At 65.4% G+C, this 18,326-nt stretch carries 17 protein-coding genes and 1 pseudogene; 16 read left to right on the top strand and 2 right to left on the bottom strand.

Annotation, left to right across the window (positions count from 1 at the left end; translation table 11 throughout):
* The first annotated feature begins 62 nt into the window (after nucleotides 1-62).
* From ABQE93_RS03930 to ABQE93_RS03880, 11 genes and pseudogenes are all read left to right on the top strand, one after another.
* A complete protein-coding gene (locus ABQE93_RS03930; protein ID WP_448405959.1) occupies nucleotides 63-698 on the top strand; it encodes a TetR/AcrR family transcriptional regulator in 636 nt (211 codons plus the stop codon).
* 63 nt (nucleotides 699-761) lie between these two features.
* On the top strand, nucleotides 762-1,700 hold the full coding sequence (locus ABQE93_RS03925) for a class I SAM-dependent methyltransferase (protein WP_448405958.1): 939 nt from the start codon (nucleotides 762-764) through the stop codon (nucleotides 1,698-1,700).
* A gap of 103 nt (nucleotides 1,701-1,803) precedes the next feature.
* Nucleotides 1,804-3,204, top strand: a complete 1,401-nt coding sequence (locus ABQE93_RS03920; protein ID WP_448405957.1) for an aldehyde dehydrogenase family protein — start codon at nucleotides 1,804-1,806, stop codon at nucleotides 3,202-3,204.
* Nucleotides 3,205-3,279: 75 nt separating this feature from the next.
* Nucleotides 3,280-4,143, top strand: a complete 864-nt coding sequence (locus ABQE93_RS03915) for an SDR family oxidoreductase (RefSeq protein WP_448405956.1) — start codon at nucleotides 3,280-3,282, stop codon at nucleotides 4,141-4,143.
* Between the two features lie 10 nt (nucleotides 4,144-4,153).
* On the top strand, nucleotides 4,154-5,122 hold the full coding sequence (locus ABQE93_RS03910; RefSeq protein WP_448405955.1) for an NADPH:quinone oxidoreductase family protein: 969 nt from the start codon (nucleotides 4,154-4,156) through the stop codon (nucleotides 5,120-5,122).
* A complete protein-coding gene (locus ABQE93_RS03905; RefSeq protein ID WP_448405954.1) occupies nucleotides 5,122-5,826 on the top strand; it encodes a haloacid dehalogenase type II in 705 nt (234 codons plus the stop codon). The genes ABQE93_RS03910 and ABQE93_RS03905 overlap by 1 nt, the downstream gene beginning before the upstream one ends.
* 56 nt (nucleotides 5,827-5,882) lie before the next feature.
* Complete coding sequence (locus ABQE93_RS03900) at nucleotides 5,883-6,578, top strand: methyltransferase domain-containing protein (protein ID WP_448406515.1); 696 nt, start codon at nucleotides 5,883-5,885, stop codon at nucleotides 6,576-6,578.
* A 17-nt stretch (nucleotides 6,579-6,595) separates the two neighbouring features.
* Nucleotides 6,596-7,078, top strand: a complete 483-nt coding sequence (locus ABQE93_RS03895; protein WP_448405953.1) for a DUF456 domain-containing protein — start codon at nucleotides 6,596-6,598, stop codon at nucleotides 7,076-7,078.
* A 100-nt stretch (nucleotides 7,079-7,178) separates the two neighbouring features.
* On the top strand, nucleotides 7,179-9,377 hold the full coding sequence (locus tag ABQE93_RS03890) for a molybdopterin-containing oxidoreductase family protein (RefSeq protein ID WP_448405952.1): 2,199 nt from the start codon (nucleotides 7,179-7,181) through the stop codon (nucleotides 9,375-9,377).
* A pseudogene (locus tag ABQE93_RS03885) lies at nucleotides 9,374-11,007 on the top strand (FAD-dependent oxidoreductase). The gene ABQE93_RS03890 and the pseudogene ABQE93_RS03885 overlap by 4 nt, the downstream one beginning before the upstream one ends.
* A gap of 80 nt (nucleotides 11,008-11,087) precedes the next feature.
* Complete coding sequence (locus ABQE93_RS03880) at nucleotides 11,088-12,248, top strand: LLM class flavin-dependent oxidoreductase (protein ID WP_448405949.1); 1,161 nt, start codon at nucleotides 11,088-11,090, stop codon at nucleotides 12,246-12,248.
* 98 nt (nucleotides 12,249-12,346) lie between these two features.
* On the opposite strand, the gene ABQE93_RS03875 is transcribed toward ABQE93_RS03880, so the two are convergent.
* The gene (locus tag ABQE93_RS03875) at nucleotides 12,347-12,655 is read right to left on the bottom strand and encodes a DUF732 domain-containing protein (RefSeq protein ID WP_448405948.1); all 309 of its coding nucleotides are present in this window, start codon (nucleotides 12,653-12,655) and stop codon (nucleotides 12,347-12,349) included.
* A gap of 52 nt (nucleotides 12,656-12,707) precedes the next feature.
* Complete coding sequence (locus ABQE93_RS03870; protein ID WP_448405947.1) at nucleotides 12,708-13,013, bottom strand: hypothetical protein; 306 nt, start codon at nucleotides 13,011-13,013, stop codon at nucleotides 12,708-12,710.
* Nucleotides 13,014-13,533: 520 nt separating this feature from the next.
* Here ABQE93_RS03870 and ABQE93_RS03865 point away from each other — a divergent pair.
* The 5 genes from ABQE93_RS03865 to ABQE93_RS03845 are packed head-to-tail and all read left to right on the top strand — an operon-like array spanning nucleotide 13,534 to nucleotide 18,297.
* A complete protein-coding gene (locus ABQE93_RS03865; RefSeq protein ID WP_448412334.1) occupies nucleotides 13,534-14,361 on the top strand; it encodes an ABC transporter permease in 828 nt (275 codons plus the stop codon).
* Nucleotides 14,361-15,206: an MlaE family ABC transporter permease gene (locus ABQE93_RS03860; protein ID WP_448405945.1), complete on the top strand. Its 846-nt coding sequence runs from the start codon at nucleotides 14,361-14,363 to the stop codon at nucleotides 15,204-15,206. The genes ABQE93_RS03865 and ABQE93_RS03860 overlap by 1 nt, the downstream gene beginning before the upstream one ends.
* Nucleotides 15,207-15,215: 9 nt before the next feature.
* Nucleotides 15,216-16,328: an MlaD family protein gene (locus tag ABQE93_RS03855; protein WP_448405944.1), complete on the top strand. Its 1,113-nt coding sequence runs from the start codon at nucleotides 15,216-15,218 to the stop codon at nucleotides 16,326-16,328.
* On the top strand, nucleotides 16,325-17,329 hold the full coding sequence (locus tag ABQE93_RS03850) for an MlaD family protein (protein WP_448405943.1): 1,005 nt from the start codon (nucleotides 16,325-16,327) through the stop codon (nucleotides 17,327-17,329). Before ABQE93_RS03855 ends, ABQE93_RS03850 begins: the two co-directional genes overlap by 4 nt.
* Nucleotides 17,317-18,297 (top strand): MlaD family protein, encoded by a 981-nt coding sequence (locus ABQE93_RS03845; RefSeq protein WP_448405942.1) that lies wholly within the window; start codon nucleotides 17,317-17,319, stop codon nucleotides 18,295-18,297. Before ABQE93_RS03850 ends, ABQE93_RS03845 begins: the two co-directional genes overlap by 13 nt.
* Nucleotides 18,298-18,326 lie beyond the last annotated feature (29 nt).

Raw genomic sequence — 18,326 nt, 5'->3', positions numbered from 1 at the left:
CCTGACGCCGCCGTAAGCATACTGGTGCAGTCATACCCGGTGAGCTGTGGCACAATTTCCCCGTGCCGCACACCGCGAGTAGGGGCCCCGGCCGTCCCCCCGCAGCGAAGGCCGCCGAGACCCGGGAGCGCATCGTAAAGGCGGCTCGCGAAGTCTTCAGCGAACTCGGATACGACGCCGCCACTTTTCAGGCGATCGCCATCCGCGCCGACCTGACCCGGCCCGCGATCAACCACTACTTCGCCAGCAAGCAGGTGTTGTGGCGCGAGGTCGTCGAGCAAACCAACGCGACGATCGCCAGGGTGGGTAAGGCCCGCGCCGAAGCCGAGACGAACCTGCTCGACCGGCTGACCGCCTATTTCACCGTCGCGATGCAGGCGGACTCCGAGGACCGGTCGGCGGCGGCGTTTCTCGTCACGTCGGTGCTGGAGGCGCAGCGCCACCCCGAACTCGGCGGCGACGAACACGACTCGCTGGAGAACTCTCGCGAGTTCATCACGTGGGCGGTCAACGACGCGATCGAACGCGGTGAGCTCAGCACGGACACCGACGTCAAGTACCTGGTCGAGATGCTGGTCGCGGTGATGTGGGGGATGGGCTTCTACGCCGGTTTCGTCGGCACGCACGAAGAACTGACCGCGGTCATCCGTAACTTCGAGCTGTTGATGGCCAACAAGCTGTGGCAACTCAAGTCGTAGCGCCGGTGACGTCGCCCACAGTTCGGATAGCTTAACTAAGTTACTGGATTACCATGGCGCTCGATGAGTTCACTGCGCACTGACGACGACACTTGGGACATCGCCACCAGCGTTGGCTCGACCGCGGTGATGGTGGCCGCCTCCCGCGCCGCCGAGACCGCCCGCGACGAGCCGCTGATCCGCGACCCGTTCGCCGAGGTGCTTGTCGCCGGCGCTGGAACCGGGATCTGGGAGTTCATCCTCGACGACGCGTTCACGGCCAAGGTCGCCGAGGTCGACCCCGAGGTCGCCGTCATCTTCGAGCACATGGGCAACTACCAGGCCGTGCGCACACACTTCTTCGACCGGTTCTTCACCGACGCCGCCGACGCCGGGATCCGCCAGGTCGTCATCCTGGCGTCCGGGCTGGATTCGCGCGCCTACCGGCTGCCGTGGCCGGCCGGCACCGTGGTCTACGAGATCGATCAGCCCAAGGTGCTCGAGTACAAGGCCGCGCGGCTGGCCGAGCACGGCACGCTGCCGTCGGTGCGACGGCACGCGGTACCGGTCGACCTGCGCTTCGACTGGCCGGCAGCGCTGCGCAACGCCGGTTTCGACGCCGACGCGCCCACCGCGTGGCTGGCCGAGGGATTGCTGATGTACCTGCCCGCCGAGGCCCAGGACCGGCTTTTCGAGCAGGTCACCGCGCTCAGCGCACCGGGAAGCCGGGTCGCCGTCGAGACGGTCGGCACGCAGGCCGACGAGCGTCGCGAACAGATGCGGGAGCGGTTCCAACGCATCGCCGCCCAGTTCGGCATGGAAGAGACGCTCGACGTCGCCGACCTGATGTACAACGACCCCGACCGCGCCGACGTCGCGCAGTGGCTCGACGCGCACGGCTGGCGCTCCGCCGCCATCACCTCCCGCGACGAGATGCAACGCCTGAACCGGTGGGTGCTGCCACCCGAGGAATACGACGCCGACGCGTTCTCCGCGTTCGTCACCGCCGAGAAGGCGGGCTGACCACCCGAACGGGCGATATGAAGGGGGACGAACTTACCCCTGTAGGGCTTGCCAACCGGTTGGTTAGGATCGGGTATTCCTCGGGTCAGGAAGGACACCCACCATGACCACAGAATCCGTCGCGCCCGCGCAACCCACCACCGACATCCCCGGTGTCGTGCGCCGACTGCGCGAAACGTTCAAGACCGGCCGCACCAAGGATCTGGCGTGGCGCAAGCAGCAGTTGCTGGCAATGGAAAAGCTCGTCACCGAAAACGAGGACGCCATCGCCGAGGCGCTGCACCAGGACCTCGGCCGCAACCGCTTTGAGGCATGGCTGGCCGACATCGCCAGCACCGCCGGTGAGGCCAAGGACGCCGCCAAGAACGTGCGCAAGTGGGCCCGGCGCCGCTACCGGCTGCTGGAGCTGTCGCAGTTGCCCGGCCGTGGCTGGGTCGAATACGAGCCCTACGGCACCGTGCTGGTCATCGGCGCGTGGAACTTCCCGTTCGTGCTGACGCTCGGGCCGGCCATCGGGGCGATCGCGGCCGGCAACACCGTCGTGCTCAAGCCCTCCGAGGTGTGCCCGGCGTCCTCGGCGCTGATGGCCGAGCTGGTACCGCGTTACCTCGACAACGACGCCATCGTGGTGGTCGAGGGCGACGGCAGCGTCAGCCAGGAGCTCATCGCGCAGGGCTTCGACCACATCTGCTTCACCGGCGGCACCGAGATCGGCCGCAAGGTCTACGAAGGCGCCGCGCCGCATCTGACGCCGGTCACCTTGGAACTGGGCGGCAAGAGCCCGGTGATCGTGTCCGCCGACGCCGACATCGACGTCGCGGCCAAGCGGATCGCCTGGACCAAGCTGATCAACTCCGGGCAGATCTGCATCGCGCCCGACTACGTGCTGGCCGATGTGAAGATCCGCGATCAGCTCGTCGACAAGATCAAAGAAGCGGTAACGACGTTCGAGTCCGAAAACCCCAGCGGCAAACGCATCGTCAACGAGCGCCACTTCAACCGGCTCGTCTCCGCACTCGATGCGACCAAGGGCGAGGTCGCCATCGGCGGCGCATCCGACGCGGCCAAGATCAGCATCCAGCCAACCGTCGTCGTCGACCCGGACCCGGCCGAGCCGCTGATGACCGATGAGATCTTCGGCCCGATCCTGCCGGTCATGACGGTGAAATCCCTCGACGACGCAATCGGTTTCGTCAACTCGCGGCCCAAGCCGCTGGCGGCCTACCTGTTCACCAAGACCAAGAGCATCCGCGAACGGGTGATCAAGGAGGTGTCGGCGGGCGGCATGGTGGTCAACCACCTGCTGTTCCACTTCGCCACCAACAAGCTGCCGTTCGGCGGGGTCGGCCCGTCGGGGATGGGCGCCTACCACGGCCGCTACGGCTTCGAGCAGTTCAGCCACAAGAAGACGGTGATGACCAAGCCGACCCGACCCGATGTCGGAGCCTTTATCTACCCCCCGTATACAGAGAAGGCGCTTAAGCTCGCCAAACGTTTGTTTTAGTTGGCGATTTCGGTGCGCTGAGTAGCGCTGAGCGCAACTGAGCGCACCGAAATCCACATTCGAGAAGGGAAGTTCATGCCAGGAGTGCAGGACCGCGTCATCGTCGTCACCGGGGCCGGGGGCGGCCTCGGACGCGACTACGCGTTGACGCTCGCCAGGGAGGGCGCCAGCGTCGTCGTCAACGATCTGGGCGGGGCCCGCGACGGCACCGGCGCCGGTTCGGCGATGGCCGACGAGGTCGTCAAGGAGATCAAGGACGCCGGAGGCCGTGCGGTCGCCAACTACGACTCGGTGGCCGACCCCGAAGGCGCCCAGAACATCATCAAGACCGCCTTGGATGAGTTCGGCAAGGTCGACGGCGTGGTCTCCAACGCGGGCATCCTGCGCGACGGCACGTTCCACAAGATGGAGTTCGACAACTGGGACGCGGTGCTCAAGGTGCACCTCTACGGCGGCTACAACGTGATCCGCGCGGCCTGGCCGCACTTCCGCGAGAACAGCTTCGGCCGCGTGGTCGTGGCGACCTCGACCAGTGGCTTGTTCGGCAACTTCGGCCAGGCCAACTACGGCGCAGCCAAACTCGGCCTGGTCGGGCTGATCAACACGCTGGCCCAGGAGGGCGCGAAGTACAACATCAAGACCAACGCCGTCGCCCCGATCGCGGCGACCCGGATGACGCAGGACATCCTGCCGCCCGAGGTGTTCGAGAAGCTGACGCCGGAGTACGTGGCGCCGGTGGTGGCCTACCTGTGTACCGAGGAATTGCCCGACACGGCATCGGTGTTCATCGTCGGCGGCGGCAAGGTGCAGCGCACCGCCCTGTTCCAGAACGAGGGTGTGACGTTCACCGAGGTGCCGTCGGTCGACGACGTCGCCGCGAAGTGGGGCGAGATCACCGACCTTTCGGCCGCGCAGCGCGCGACGTTCAGCGTCGGCTGAGCGTCACCGTATGAAAGCGCTTGTCGCGCGGGAGCTTTCCGGTCCGGCCGGGCTGCGCTACGTCGAGGTGGACGACCCCGTCGGTGACGAGAACACCGTCGTCATCGACGTGGGTGCGGCCGGGGTCAGCTTTCCCGATCTACTGTTGCTGCGCGGCGAGTACCAGTTGCGGTTGGAACCGCCGTTCACCCCGGGTATGGAGGTCGCCGGGGTGGTGCGCTCGGCGCCCGCCGACTCGGGGTTCTCACCCGGTCAGCGGGTGACGGCGATGGCGATGCTGGGCGGATGGGCAGAGCAGGTGGCGGTGCCGGCCGCCAGCGTCACACCCACTCTCGAGGAGCTGGAAGACGCCGAATCCGTTGCGCTGATGGGTAATTACCAGACGATGTACTTCGCGCTGGCCCGCCGCGGCGCGCTGCGGCCCGGTGAGACGGTACTGGTACTGGGATCGGCGGGCGGCATCGGCGTTGCCAGCATCCAGATCGCAAAGGCGTTGGGCGCCAGAGTGATCGCGATGGTAAACCGTGCGCACGCCGTCGACTTCGTGAAATCGCTGGGCGCCGACGTGGTGCTGCCGCTGACCGACGGCTGGCTGAAGGCCGTGCAGGACGCCACGGACGGCCGCGGGGTCGATCTGGTGGTGGACCCGGTCGGGGGTGACGCGTTCGACGACGCCGTGCGGGCGCTGGCCGTCGAGGGCAGGCTGCTGGTGATCGGTTTCGCCGCCGGCCAAGGCATCCCGACCGTCAAGGTCAACCGGCTGTTGCTGCGCAACGTCGCGGTGATCGGCGTGGGCTACGGCGAGTACGTCAACCGTGTTCCGGGTTCGCAGTCGGTGTTCGCGTTCGGCGTGGCCGAGTTGGTCAAGGCCGGGCTACGTCCGCCGCCACCGGTGCGCTCCGCGCTGGCCGACGGCGCCGACGCGTTGCAGAGCCTCGCCGACGGCGGCGTGCTCGGCAAAGTCGTGCTGGAGCCCTAGTGAATGTGCGGGCGCTCGCGTTCGACGTCTTCGGCACCGTCGTCGACTGGCGGTCGACCATCATCGCCGAGCTCAAGGAGTTCGGCCGCCGCCACGATGCGCACCGTGACTGGGCCGCGGTCGCCGACAGCTGGCGCGCTGGTTACGTGCCGGCGATGGACCGGGTGCGCCGCGGTGAGCTGCCGTGGATGAAGATCGACGACCTGCACCGGATGATCCTCGTCGAACTGCTCGAGGCCGTTGGGCTGGCGGCGGTCGACGACAAGGAGATCGACCACCTCAACCGCGCCTGGCACCGGCTCGACCCGTGGCCCGATTCCGTGGCCGGCCTGACCCGGCTCAAACAGCGGTACGTTCTCACCACGCTGTCCAACGGGAACTTCTCCCTGCTGACGAACATGGCCAAACGGGCCGGGCTGCCCTGGGACTGCATCATCTCCGCCGAGCTGTTCCGCCACTACAAGCCCGACCCCGAGGCGTACCTGGGCTGTGCCGAACTGCTCGACGTGGCCCCCGGCGAGCTGATGCTCGTCGCCGCCCATCCCAGCGACCTGCGCGCGGCCCGCGATGCAGGGCTGAGGAGCGCCTATGTGGCCCGACCGCTCGAACGTGGTCCGCGCCGCCCTCCGTATCGGGTCAATGATGGCGAGTTCGACGTCACGGCAACGGATTTCCTCGACCTGGCGGACAAGCTGGTCGCGTGACGCGAAAGGCGTAGCGTGGATTCGTGACCACTGAACCCCTGCCACCCGCATTGCAGATGGCTTCCCGGCTGCTCATCGACCCGCCCGAACATCCCGACGTCAGCAAGGGCTATCTCGACCTGCTCGGGGAAACGCCTGAAGACGAGAAGAACACCGGCCCGATCCAGGCGCTGTGGGCCTCGCGACTCGGTTCGATGTTCTACGACAACGCGCAGCTCCTGGCGCGCAAGCTCTTGACCGCATGGCAGGAGCCCACCGAGTGGCTGAACCTGCCCGTCGGCGGGGTGGCGCTCGACGTCGGCAGCGGGCCCGGCAACGTCACCGCCACGCTCGGCCGTACGGTCGGGCCGGGCGGGCTCGCGCTCGGAGTCGACATCTCCGAACCCATGCTTTCCCGCGCGGTTCGGGCCTACGCCGGACCCAATGTGGGCTTCCTGCGCGCCGACGCGTCGCGGCTACCACTGCAGGACGAGTCGGTCGACGCGGTGGTGTCGGTGGCGGTGCTGCAGCTGATTCCCAAGCCGGCCACGGCGCTCGCCGAGATGGTGCGGGTGCTGCGCTCCGGGCGCCGGATGGCGGTCATGGTGCCGACCGCGGGCGTCGCCGCCGACTTCTCCCGGTTCCTGCCCAACGGCGGTGCGCACTTCTTCGACGACGACCAACTGGCCGATACGTTGGAGGATCTCGGCCTGGCCAGCGTGCGCACGAAGGTGACCGGCACGGTGCAGTGGGTGCGCGGACGCAAGCTGTGACGGCCTAAGCTCGCCACGTGAGCCTCGGCGGCATACTCCTGGTGGCGCTGGCGATCGCCGTCGGGCTGGCCGGCATCATCGTGCCGATCCTGCCCGGGGTGTTGCTGGTGATCGGTGCGATCGGGGTCTGGGCCTTCGTCGTCAACACCACCACCTCGTGGGTGGTGTTCGGGATCGCCGCCGCGGTGATCGTGGTGACGACGATCATCAAGTACACCTGGCCGGTGCGTCGCATGCGCGAGGCGCAGGTGCGCACTTCGGTGCTGGTCATCGGCGGGATCGCCGGCATCGTCGGGTTCTTCGTGATCCCGGTGATCGGGTTGTTCATCGGGTTCGTCCTGGGCGTATACGCCGCTGAGTTCGCCCGCCGCCAGGATCCGACGCTGGCGTGGACATCGACCAAACACGCCCTCAAGGGTGTCGCGCTGTCGGTCGGCGTGGAGTTGGCCGGCGCGCTGCTGGCCACCGTCGTTTGGGTGGTCGGGGTACTCGCAGGTTAGACACCGCAGCTATTCGGCAATCCGCCCGCCACCTCGTCTGCATTGATCTAACGTGGTTATCTAATTGCGGACATGGTGTCGCCGCGGCGGGAGGGCCGGGATGGCGAAGACGGTCAACACCTACTGCCAGATCTGTATAACGAACTGCGGCCTCGAGATTCAGGTCGACGAGGCGAGCAATCGCGTTCTGTCGATCGCTCCCGATCGGCAGAATCCCTACTCGTGGGGTGACTTCTGCAGGAAGGGAAAAACAGCCGGTGAGGTCATCGAGCATCCGCGCCGCATCACCCGGCCGATGCGGCGGGTGGGCGACGGCAAGTATGTGGAGGCGACCTATGCGGAGGCCATTGCCGATATCGCTGCGCGGCTCAACGCGATCATCGACCGGGGCGGCCCCGACGCGGTTGCCACCTACCACGGCAACCCGATGGGCTTCTCGTTCTCGACCACGACGTTCTGGACGGGCTTACTCGACGCGATAGGGACCGGGAACCGGTACTGGGTCGGCTCGCTCGACCAGAACAACGTCCACTTCGTATTCGAGGAGCTCTACGGCACCGCCTATATCGGGCTCGTTCCCGACATCGACGCCTGCGACTGCTTCCTGCTGGTCGGCATGGACCCTGCCCAGAGCCGGTTCAACTGGCTCGACAGCAACCCCTCCGGCTGGAATCGGGTGTTGGCGCGGCAGCGCGACGGCGCCGACGTCATCGTGGTGGATCCCCGACGCTCGACCTCCGCCGAGCGCGCGCGCACCCATGTCGCCGTCCTGCCCGGGCAGGACTGGGCGTTTCTGCTCGGGGTGCTGAAGGTCATCTTCGAACTCGGCCTCGATAAGCGCCCGAGTGCCGTCCCGGTCACCGGTATCGATGCTGTCAAGCGTCTGACCGCCGAAGCCGACCTTGACCAACTCGCGGAGCGCTGCGCCGTCGAGCGCGCTGTCATCGAAGACGTTGCGCGTCGCTTCGGAAGCGCCCGAACCGCTATGTGTCTCAGCCACACCGGCGTCTCGCACAGCGAGTCGGGAACGGTCGCCGAGTGGCTCGGGCAGTTGTTGAACATCGTCACCGACCGCCTGGACCGACCCGGCGGTCGCCGATACGAGCGCGGCTACGTCGACTTGCAAAGGGTCCTCCGGTTATTCGGGCCGCCCGCCAAGCACCGGACACGGTTGCGTCGGAATCCGGCGATCTTCGGATTTCACTCGGTTGCCGAACTACCCGACGAGATCATGACACCGGGGCGAGGCCAGATTCGCGCCATGGTCCTCGCTTTCGGCAATCCTGTCGTGAGCGGGCCGCAGGGCGAAACGCTCGACGCTGCGCTTGCCGATCTCGACCTGCTTGTTGCCATCGATCTTGTGCAGCGGGAGAGCCACCGCCACGCGCACTGGCTCATTCCCGGGACGCACTGGCTGGAACGCGAAGAGCTGAGCCCACTGCTGGCCAGTGTTCAGGAGCGCCCGTTCGTGCAGTACGCGCAGCGCGCGGTCAACCCGCCCGACGGGGTCATGGAGGAGTGGGAGTTCTTCACCGAACTCGCGTTGGCGATGGGCCGCAACCTCTTCGGTCGCCGCGGCGTCAACCGGGTGATACGAGCCACCCGGTGGATCGCCGCACGCACCGGTCGGCGGGCGTTGGCGCTGAACCCCGAGTGGGTTTCGCGCCTACTAGTGGTAACGGGTCGGCGGCTGAAGTGGCGTGACATCCGTGCCCGCCCACACGGTTGGCTCTACGGCGAACCCCGCTTCGGCGACCTCGCCGATGCGCTCGTCACCGACGACAAACGGGTGCATGCCGCACCCGATCAGTTGCTTCGCGCGGTGCGTGCGGCGCTCGCGACACGGCCACCGACCGATGAACAGTTCCCGCTGCTGCTGGTGAACAAGCGCGTCCGCGAAGCGATGAATTCGTGGCTCAACGAGTCGCCGGGGCTCTTCGCCGCCCAGCGGACCAGCGTGGTGGAGGTGCACCCGCGCGACGCCGCCGCCGCGCGCGTACATGACGGCGATCTGGTGCGGCTGACGTCGTCGGTCGGCAGCATTGAGCTGCGTGCGAAGGTGACCGATGCGATGCGCCCGGGTGTGGTCTGCGTGCCGCACGGCTGGGGCAGCCGCGTCTTCGACCCGGTATCAGGTGCAGCACCCCAGTCGTTCGGGGTCAACCGCAACGCGTTGGTGTCCAACGCGCGCCTTGACCCGTTTTCCCAGGTTCCGGCATTCAACTCCACGGGCGTGCGTCTCACACCGGCCGCCCGGCGCGATCCGGCCCCGTCGAACAAGAACGCGAGCCTGTCGTGACCTATGTGATCACCGGTGGATGCTGCAACGACGCGATCTGTGTTTCGGTCTGCCCGGTCGACTGCATCCATCCCACGCCCGCCGAGACCGGATATGGCAACGCCGAACAGCTTTACATCAACCCGGCGATTTGCATCGACTGCAACGCATGCGCGGAGGCGTGCCCGGTGAACGCAATCCTTGTCGACACCGAGTTGACCGCGGAGGCGCAGCCTTTCCTGGCCATCAATGCCGGCTATTACGCCCAGGCGTCCAGATGAGCGCGCGATCACCGCTGCGAGTCGCCATCGTCGGTGTCGGTCCTGCCGGCGCCTACGCCGCCGAACATCTGCTGCGTTGCGGCGAAGACGTGCAGATTGAACTCTTCGATCGGCTCCCCACACCCTGGGGGCTGGTGCGCTCGGGGGTGGCGCCCGATCACCAGAACACGAAAGCGGTGATGGACCAATTCGCTTGGATGGCTGCAGATTCCCGCGTGCGGATGCACCTCTACACGGAGATCGGGACCGATATCGCCCACCGTGAGCTGCGGGCGCTGCACCACGCCGTCGTCTACGCCACCGGAGCACCGCACAGCCGACGCCTGGGGATCGCCGGCGAGGACCTTCCCGGCAGCATGGGGGCCGCCGAGTTCGTCGGGTGGTACAACGGCCACCCCGACTTCGCCGGTCTGGAACCCGACCTTTCCCATGAGCGCGTCGTGGTGGTGGGCAACGGTAACGTGGCCCTCGACATCGCCCGTATCCTCACGCTGCCGGTGGAACGCCTGCGCCGCACCGACATCGCCGATCATGCGCTCGAAGCCTTAGCCCGAAGCGCCGTCCGGGAGGTTGTCGTCGTAGGCCGTCGCGGACCTGCGCAGGCCGCCTTCACCACGCCGGAGCTGCTCGGCCTGCGGCAGACTGGGGTCCGAATCGACGTCGTGCCGCCAGACGCCCTGCGCGCTGCGCAGGCAGATTCCGCGCCCCAGGACCTCGTACGGACGTACGCCGCTGCGCTCAAAACCCAAACCCTGCGCGAGATCGCAGGCGCCCCGCACCTCGGTGGCCGATGCCGCGTCGTGTTGCGCTTCTGCGCCGCGCCGGTCGCCCTGCACGGCGCACAGCGCGTCGAGGCGCTGGACCTGGCTGCGACGCGGCTCGAGTGCGCCGCCGCCGGGGTGCCGCGGGTAGTGGTGACCGACGAAGTCGAGCGCCTGAGCACCGGACTTGTCTTGCGCTCCACCGGCTTCGCGAGCCAGCCGCTTCCCGGGCTACCGTTCGACGAGGCCGGGCAGCGCCTACCGAACCGAGACGGGCGAGTCTTGAGCGCCGACGGCGATGCGGTTCCCGGGGTCTACGCCACGGGTTGGGTCAAGCGCGGGTCTTCCGGGGTGATCGGGACGAACAAGGACTGCGCGCTGCGCACCGTGACCGCATTGCTGCACGACTACCGGGCCGGCCAACTCCCCGCCCCGTCGGGAAACCGGGCGGCGCTCGACAGTCTGCTCGGCGCACACCGACCGCGCCGTGTCGACCTTGACGGCTGGCGGGCAATAGACCAGGTGGAACGGGAGCGCGGCCTGGGCGCCGGCCGCCCCCGGGTCAAGCTGACCGTCGTCGAGGATCTGCTGGCCGCTGCGGAAGGATGAAGCATCGGCGGCCGCCGCACGGCAGGGTCGGTGTTTACCTAACGCAGTATTCCGACCGCGGATATGGCTAGGTTCAACCCATGGCCAAGCTCCGGTTCGGATACTTCATCGCACCCTTTCACCGCGCAGGTACCAACCCGACCCTGGCGTTGCAGCGCGACCTCGAATTCGTCGAACACCTCGACGCCCTCGGCTACGACGAGGCGTGGATCGGGGAACACCATTCGGCGGGCAGCGAGATCATCAGCTCGCCGGAGGTGTTCATCGCGGCGGCAGCCCAGCGGGCCAAGCGGATTCGGTTCGGCACCGGGGTGATCTCGCTGGCCTATCACAATCCGTTGTGGGTGGCCGATCGGTTGATGCTGCTCGATCACCTCACCCACGGCCGCATCATCGGCGGGATGGGCCCAGGCTCGCTGCCCACCGATGCGGCGATGATCGGGCTCACGCCGACCGACACCCGCGAGTTGCTGGAGACCAACCTCGACATCGTGGTGCGGCTGCTGGCCGGCGAAACCGTGAGCGCCAAGACCGCCACCCACGACCTGCATGACGCCCGACTGCAATTGGCGCCCTACGCCGAGGACGGCATCCCGTTGGCGGTCGCCGCCGTGGCCTCACCTACGGGCGCGCGGCTGGCGGGTAAGCACGGCATCGGGTTGTTGTCGATCGGCGCGACGCTCGTGGTCGAGGGGTTCGATGCGCTGGCCCATCACTGGGGCATCGCCGAGGAACGCGCGGCCGCGTTCGGCACGACGGTGAACCGCAGGAACTGGTCGCTGGTGTGCCCTATGCACATCGCCGAAACCGAGGAGCAGGCCCGCGCCGACGTGCGCTTCGGCATCGAGCACTGGTACCGCTACTTCCAGAAGGTCGCGGCGTTCCCGCAGATGGAGGTACCGGGGGAGAACATCGACGAAGTCGTCGACGGCATCAACGGCGCGGGCGCCGGCGTGATCGGCACGCCCGACCAAGCCCGCGCGCAGGTGCAGCGACTGGCCGACCAGTCCGGCGGCTTCGGCTGCATGCTGCAGATGGGCCATGAATGGGCTAACCCCGCGGCCACCAAACGATCCGCGGAACTTTTTGCGGCCGAGGTCATTCCGCACTTTCAGGGCCAGGCGCAGCCGACGTTGGAGGCAGCCGCACGCGCCACCGACGTGCGGGAGGAGCTGGCGGCGACGCAGATGAGCGCCATCGAGCACATGACCAAGAAGTACGAGGCCGAAAAGGGCGGTTGACTCTGTGTCCAACCACACCGCCACCCAATGACATAACCAGGTCAACTAAATATGTGGTCGGCCGCGAGGAGGGCCAGCTAATCGAGAGTCTGTTTCGCTCAGCCGGCGATTAGATAATGGTACTGCGGACAGTACTCATTGACTGACATCGCGAAGAAGGTTCTGGCTAAGTCAGCGTCGACGGCCAAGTACCGAGATATCCGATCCGTCACCTGGCCGGGATGCCTGTTGAGGCTCAGAAAGTAGCATGCCGACCGTGCCGTGCTGATCAGGTTGTCAGACGCTTGCTGGAACCCGAGAGCCTTGGCTTGGCTGACGAAGCCGGAGTTGTCCGCCTGTGCCGGTGGCAACAGCACGAGCGACGCCCCGATAAGTGCGGCGCCGATGGTGATCGCGGGCTTATGCATTCGATTCCTCTGCGAGAGACGAGCATTCGGTACGGCATCGATGAACATGCCGTCAGTTCGGACACAGGTAGATGAACGCCAATTGGATTATGGCGGGTGAGACCATTGTCGCCCCCGCACCGACGAGGCCGATGTCGCGCTGTTCGCAGACGTAACGACCGAGATCCAGCAACTCGCCGTCACTGCGGAACTCCGCGGGATCGCGGTACTGCGAGAAGACTTGGCGTAGTTGCCCGAGGTACTCGACCTCAGCGGGAGATAACGGGGTCAACGGTTCGGCCGGGGCAGATGGCACCCCGGGCAAGGACATGGCGAGGGCCAGAAGCGACCCCATCAAGAGATACCTGGGAACGCTCAACGCTGTCTCCTCCCTGTCGCAGGCGATCGGCTCATCTTCGAGTCCAGGACATGCCTTGGTTCCGGAATACTGCACACCTGCACCGGATCGCTTGCTGGCGTAAGTGTGACACGTGACGTAGCGCATACAACCCGTTTCCGATGGACTCGACGGGCTGCACGTGAAGTGCGGAGGCTGCCAGGGCAGCGAAGTCGACCATTTTGCACCGGAACTGATTTCACCTACTTCGAAGTCGCGCCCCGGGTTTGAGCGGGGCTGAATCGGCGCGCTGTGCACGCGTATGCGCAGACCTGGCGCCGCCGCCCGCGCATGACGAAATTTGCTGGTTTCGCACCTCGCTGCTTACAAAGACGTAAATTCCTCCGTATCTGGGTGAGGATGGGGTTTGTGGTCACCATCACACCATGATTTACTAACCTGGTTAGTGTTTTGTCCATCCTGGGTCAACTCCGGGCAGTAGGTAAGGCGGAAGGGGGGTGGCGTGGCCAAACAGGTCGTAGGTCCTGCCTCAACGCAGGTCTTGACTTCGGCCGTGGCCACCGCGGGTCAAGCGGCGTCGAACGCGGCCGCTGTTCCGACGCGCGCGGCGGGCACCACGGGTCGTGGCGTACGTCTGGCCGTCGATGTTCTGCGTTACGCGGTCGTCGACGCAGTGAGACTCAGGCTCCCGCTGCGGGAATTCCTATGGCAGGCCTGGGTGCTGCTGAAGGTGACCGCGATCCCGGCGCTACTGATGGCCATCCCGTTCGGCGCCATGGTCACAATCGTGACATCCGGCCTGGTTGCCCAGGTCGGCGCCACCGCCCTGCTCGGTGCGGCCAGCGGTGTGGGCGTCGTGCGCCAAGGTGCGCCCATCACCGCGGGACTACTGATGGGCGGAGCCGCGGCGTCTGCCATCGCCTCCGACTTCGGTGCTCGCGCCATGCGTGAGGAACTCGACGCGATGCGGGTTCTCGGGATCGACCCGGTACGTCGCCTGGTGGTGCCGCGGTTCCTCGCGCTCATCCTGATCGCTCCCATTCTCTGCCTGATCATCATCGCGTCGGGGGCGGGCGCCGCCTTCCTGCTCTCGGTCACGGTGAACGACGTGGCCACCGGCAGCTTCTGGAACTCATTCGGCACGTTCGCCAAGATGACCGACGTATGGTTCGCCATCGCAAAGAGCATGATCTTCGCGGCAATCGTGGCGATTATCTCTTCGTTGCGAGGAATGGAAGCCAAGGGCGGTCCGCGCGGGGTCGCCGATGCCGTGAACGCGGCGGTCGTGATCAACGTCGTGCTAATCGTTTTCGCGAACCTGGCCATCACCCAGATACAGACCATGTTCTTTCCGACGGCGATCGCATAATGGCAGCTCCCTCCGCAATGTGGCACACCCGCGCGTTCACAACGCGCGCGCTGACGAAGCCCTTACGCGTAGTCGGTCAGTGGGTTCTGTTCATCGGGCAGACCTTCTTCTACCTGCCGTTGACGGTGCGCCGATACACCCGACAAACCCTGGCCGCAACCATCAACCTCGGGTGGGGCAGAGGCTCGCTCATCGTTGACGGCGGCACGATCAGTGTCCTGCTTATCCTCGGTATGGCGGTCGGCGCCTCGTTGGCCATCGAGGCGCTCGCGACCCTCAACATCATCGGATTCGGACCGTTGGCGGGTCTCATCGGCGGGGTCGGGGCCGTCCGGGTGATCGGACCACTGGTCGCAGGCATCGCCTTCGCCGCACAGGCCGGCACACGAATGACCGCCGAGATCGGTGCCATGCGGATCTCGGACGAGGTCGACGCCGTCGAGGCCATGGGACTTAGGCCGATACCTTTTGTCGTGGGCACGCGAATGATCGGCGGGCTGCTTTGTGTCATACCCGGTTACCTGCTCACACTGGTGGCGACCTTCTTCGTGATGGACACGGTGGTCACGCTCAGCGGTGAACCGGGCGGGACCTACGACCACTACTTCATTCAGTTCCTGACGCCCATAGATCTTTTCTACTCGCTGATCAAGGCAACTACGTATTGCGTCGCGGCCACGTTGATCCACTGTTATTACGGCTATTTCGCGACGGGCGGACCGGTGGGCGTCGGCGAGGCGTCGGGTCGGGCGGTGCGCGCAAGCCTGGTGACGATCATGATTTTGGACGTCACGACCACAGTGCTGCTGTGGGGTCTACAACCCGAATTCGTGTTCAAAGGATAGCGCGCCGCCATGCTTAGAGGCTCAACGAAGTACCAGGACCGGGTGTTGGCGACCATCGGTCTCGTAGCGCTGCTGTGTATCGCCCTGGTTGCGATTCTCTTCGCCGCGAACCCATTGGATGACCGGGCCCACGACCGGTTCTCCGTCGTGATCAACACGCCCTATGTCGGCCAGGGCGTCGAGGCGGGCGCCCCGGTTGTGCTACACGGCGTCGAGGTCGGACAGGTCTCGAATATCGCCAATACGGCGGGTGGGGGTGTTCGGCTGGTCACGGACTTGCAGAAGACACCGGTGCGCGGGCTGACCGACTCGATGGACATTGACTTCCGGACGATCAACTACTTCGGCGTTCCAGGTATAAACCTCGATCCCAAACCCGGCGGGCAGTTGCTTCGCGACGGCAGCGAGGTCAGCGTGGTGCCTACGGGGAACTTCACCCTCTCGGAGTTGCTGTCCCAGCTCGGTGGCGTATCCACGGCCTCCCTGACGCCGCAGTTGATCCAGGTCATGGATCGTGTCACCCGGTATACGGACGGGCTCAATCCGTTGTTCGAAACCGCGATCAGTGTGACGCAGGCGGTCGCCGACGTGCAGACCGTGCCCACCGAGCAGCTGCTGGCCAACACGACATCGATCGTCGCGGCGTTCCCGGAGTTCAACGACGTTGCGGTCGAGTCCACCAGGAGGCTCATCGATTACAGCTATTACCCCGGTCAGACTTTCCCGCCAGCGGCGACGATCACGCGGCCGATCACCCCGCCCTTCTTGGAGGGTGTGGTGGTGCCGAACCTGGCCGATGTCAGCGAAGAGTTCTTCCAAACCGTCACAACAGAATTCAGCCGAACCGCCTCCCAGGGTCTCTTCGCTGCCGTGGGCAAATTGCTGAGCAGTCATGTGGACGATCTGTTCCCGCTGATCGCCGGGACCAAAGCGCTTACCGACACGACGCCACCGCTGCTGCGTCCGGCCGAGATCGCCGAGAAGCTCGCGGAGCTGCGCTCCCGTTTCGAGAGGTTGTACGCAGGCAATGGCGATCAGCGTGCGATGTCGGTCCGCGTCGTGCTGGACAGTCTGCCCGGTGTGGCCGCACCTCTCGGAATCGTCGTGGGAGGTTCCGAATGAGTCTGCGGGCCTCATCATGGCGTATCTGTCTGGCCATCGCGGTCGCGGTCGCGTTGTTCGTCCTGCTCTCCAACACGCTCACCAACCCGGTGGCCATGGACACGCGTACGTACACCGCCGAGTTCACCGATGTGTCCGGTCTGCATCCCGACGGTGACGTCAGGGTCCGTGGCGTTCGCGTCGGAAAGATCGAGGCCGTCGACCTCGTGCATCGTGACGGACAGAACGTCGCGAACGTAACGTTCACCCTCGACAAGCAATACGGCATTGTTGCCATATCGCGGCTTGCGATCAAGTTCCAAGCCCTTACCGGCGTCCGCTACATCGATGTCACCAACGCTGCGCAGGGTTATCAGGCAGCCGATCTGATCACCGCCGTACCGACCGCGATGACCCAGCCCTCGTTCGACGTGACCGCGTTGTTCAACGGCCTGCAACCCGTGCTGGCGACCTTGAACCCGGAGGAGATCAACATCTTCACCGCGAACGCCGCGTCGTTTCTGACCGGTGACGGCAGTGGATTGGCCCCTATGCTGGCCAGCTTGCGCAGCCTGACCGAGTTCGTCTCAAACCGCCAGGAAGTCGTCTCGCGGTTGATGCTCAACCTGTCAGATGTGGCTGATTCCATCGCCGGCAAGTCCGCGCAGTTCATGCACCTCATCGATCTGTTCCATCAGCCAGTGGACGCGGCGCTGACCATCCTCGATGAGTTTCGCAAGTCCCTGTTGTACGGGCACGGCTTCTTCGACCCGGTCGTACGACTGCTCAACAGTGCCGGGCTCAAACCGGGAAACAATATCGATGAGGCGATGGATCGCGCATTCAGCAACCTCGACAACTTCTTCGATGCCTTCAAGCTGATCCCGGTGATGAACGAGAACATCAGACCGCCCGGTGAGAACGACGAAGCCGTTGAGCCGTGTTCGCGCGGTCGCCTTCAACTACCGGAGACGATGGACGTGCTGTTGAACGGTCAGAGGGTGGTGCTATGCAATCGCTGAAAACGCCACGGGTGCTACGAAACCCGATCACCTGGGGAGCCATGGCAATCGCCTTCGGGCTCGTGGTGGCACTCGTGTTGGCCTACGTCTACTTCCACCCGCCAGGGCAGAGCAAGCTCGTCGCCTTCTATACCGACGATGCGGCGTCGGTCCGTGTCGGTGACGACGTGCGGATGGCGGGTATCACAGTGGGCAGGGTCGAGGGGCTTTCGCTTGAGCCGAAGCAGGTCCGGGTTACGGCACGGGTCAAAGACGATGCGTTCGTCGGTGACCAGTCGCAGGTCGATGTCCGGATGCTCACCGTCGTCGGCGGCTACTACGTGAACCTGGTATCGGTCGGTGACACCCCACTGGGCGACGCCGCCATCCCAGTCACACGAGTAACGATGCCGTACAACCTCATTCGCACCCTGACCGACTCCACCAAGATCACTGAGAACGTGGACACCAAACCGTTGAATGAGTCGCTCAACCAACTTCAGCAAGGTCTCACCGGCACCAACGTGGAGGTCGTGTCCACCGTCATCGATGCGGGCAACGCGATCATGTCAGCGGTGGACCGACAGCGAGGACAGGTGAGCAACATCCTCAACATGTCCGACGAGTACATCGAAGCGCTCGCGAGTTACCGCGACAAGTTTGATCAGCTGGTCAGGAAGGTATCGATCCTGACCCAGACCCTGGTGCTCTACAACGGGGGGATGACGAGCACCATCGGCGGATTGGGTACGGCACTCATGCAACTCAAGACCGTAGGCGATTTCTACGAAGCCCATCGCGTGCAGTTCGTCGAGAAAGTCCAGCAGTATCTGCACAAGGGGCGGTTGTTCGTGGAGAGAAACGGCCTGACGATTCGTGCGCTCAAGCGTGTGCAGAACCTACTCGACCGAATTCTGAATGCGCAGAACGCAAGCCCCGCATTGTTGGCCACGGACATTTGCATGCCGATTCCAGGGAGTCCTTGCTGATGCCCCCTACGCCTCTTGGCCCCATTCGG

The sequence above is a fragment of the Mycolicibacterium sp. XJ662 genome (assembly GCF_053484035.1).
This window is presented reverse-complemented; position numbering and strand designations above follow the sequence as displayed.

Bases quoted from the DNA above. Each gene is read 5' to 3' on its own strand.
- ABQE93_RS03850 (WP_448405943.1), top strand. From the start codon at position 16,325: ATGAGTCTGCGGGCCTCATCATGGCGTATCTGTCTGGCCATCGCGGTC.
- ABQE93_RS03915 (WP_448405956.1), top strand. From the start codon at position 3,280: ATGCCAGGAGTGCAGGACCGCGTCATCGTCGTCACCGGGGCCGGGGGC.
- ABQE93_RS03855 (WP_448405944.1), top strand. From the start codon at position 15,216: ATGCTTAGAGGCTCAACGAAGTACCAGGACCGGGTGTTGGCGACCATC.
- ABQE93_RS03925 (WP_448405958.1), top strand. From the start codon at position 762: ATGAGTTCACTGCGCACTGACGACGACACTTGGGACATCGCCACCAGC.
- ABQE93_RS03890 (WP_448405952.1), top strand. From the start codon at position 7,179: ATGGCGAAGACGGTCAACACCTACTGCCAGATCTGTATAACGAACTGC.
- ABQE93_RS03910 (WP_448405955.1), top strand. From the start codon at position 4,154: ATGAAAGCGCTTGTCGCGCGGGAGCTTTCCGGTCCGGCCGGGCTGCGC.
- ABQE93_RS03880 (WP_448405949.1), top strand. From the start codon at position 11,088: ATGGCCAAGCTCCGGTTCGGATACTTCATCGCACCCTTTCACCGCGCA.
- ABQE93_RS03875 (WP_448405948.1), bottom strand. From the start codon at position 12,655: ATGCATAAGCCCGCGATCACCATCGGCGCCGCACTTATCGGGGCGTCG.
- ABQE93_RS03845 (WP_448405942.1), top strand. From the start codon at position 17,317: ATGCAATCGCTGAAAACGCCACGGGTGCTACGAAACCCGATCACCTGG.
- ABQE93_RS03920 (WP_448405957.1), top strand. From the start codon at position 1,804: ATGACCACAGAATCCGTCGCGCCCGCGCAACCCACCACCGACATCCCC.
- ABQE93_RS03900 (WP_448406515.1), top strand. From the start codon at position 5,883: ATGGCTTCCCGGCTGCTCATCGACCCGCCCGAACATCCCGACGTCAGC.
- ABQE93_RS03860 (WP_448405945.1), top strand. From the start codon at position 14,361: ATGGCAGCTCCCTCCGCAATGTGGCACACCCGCGCGTTCACAACGCGC.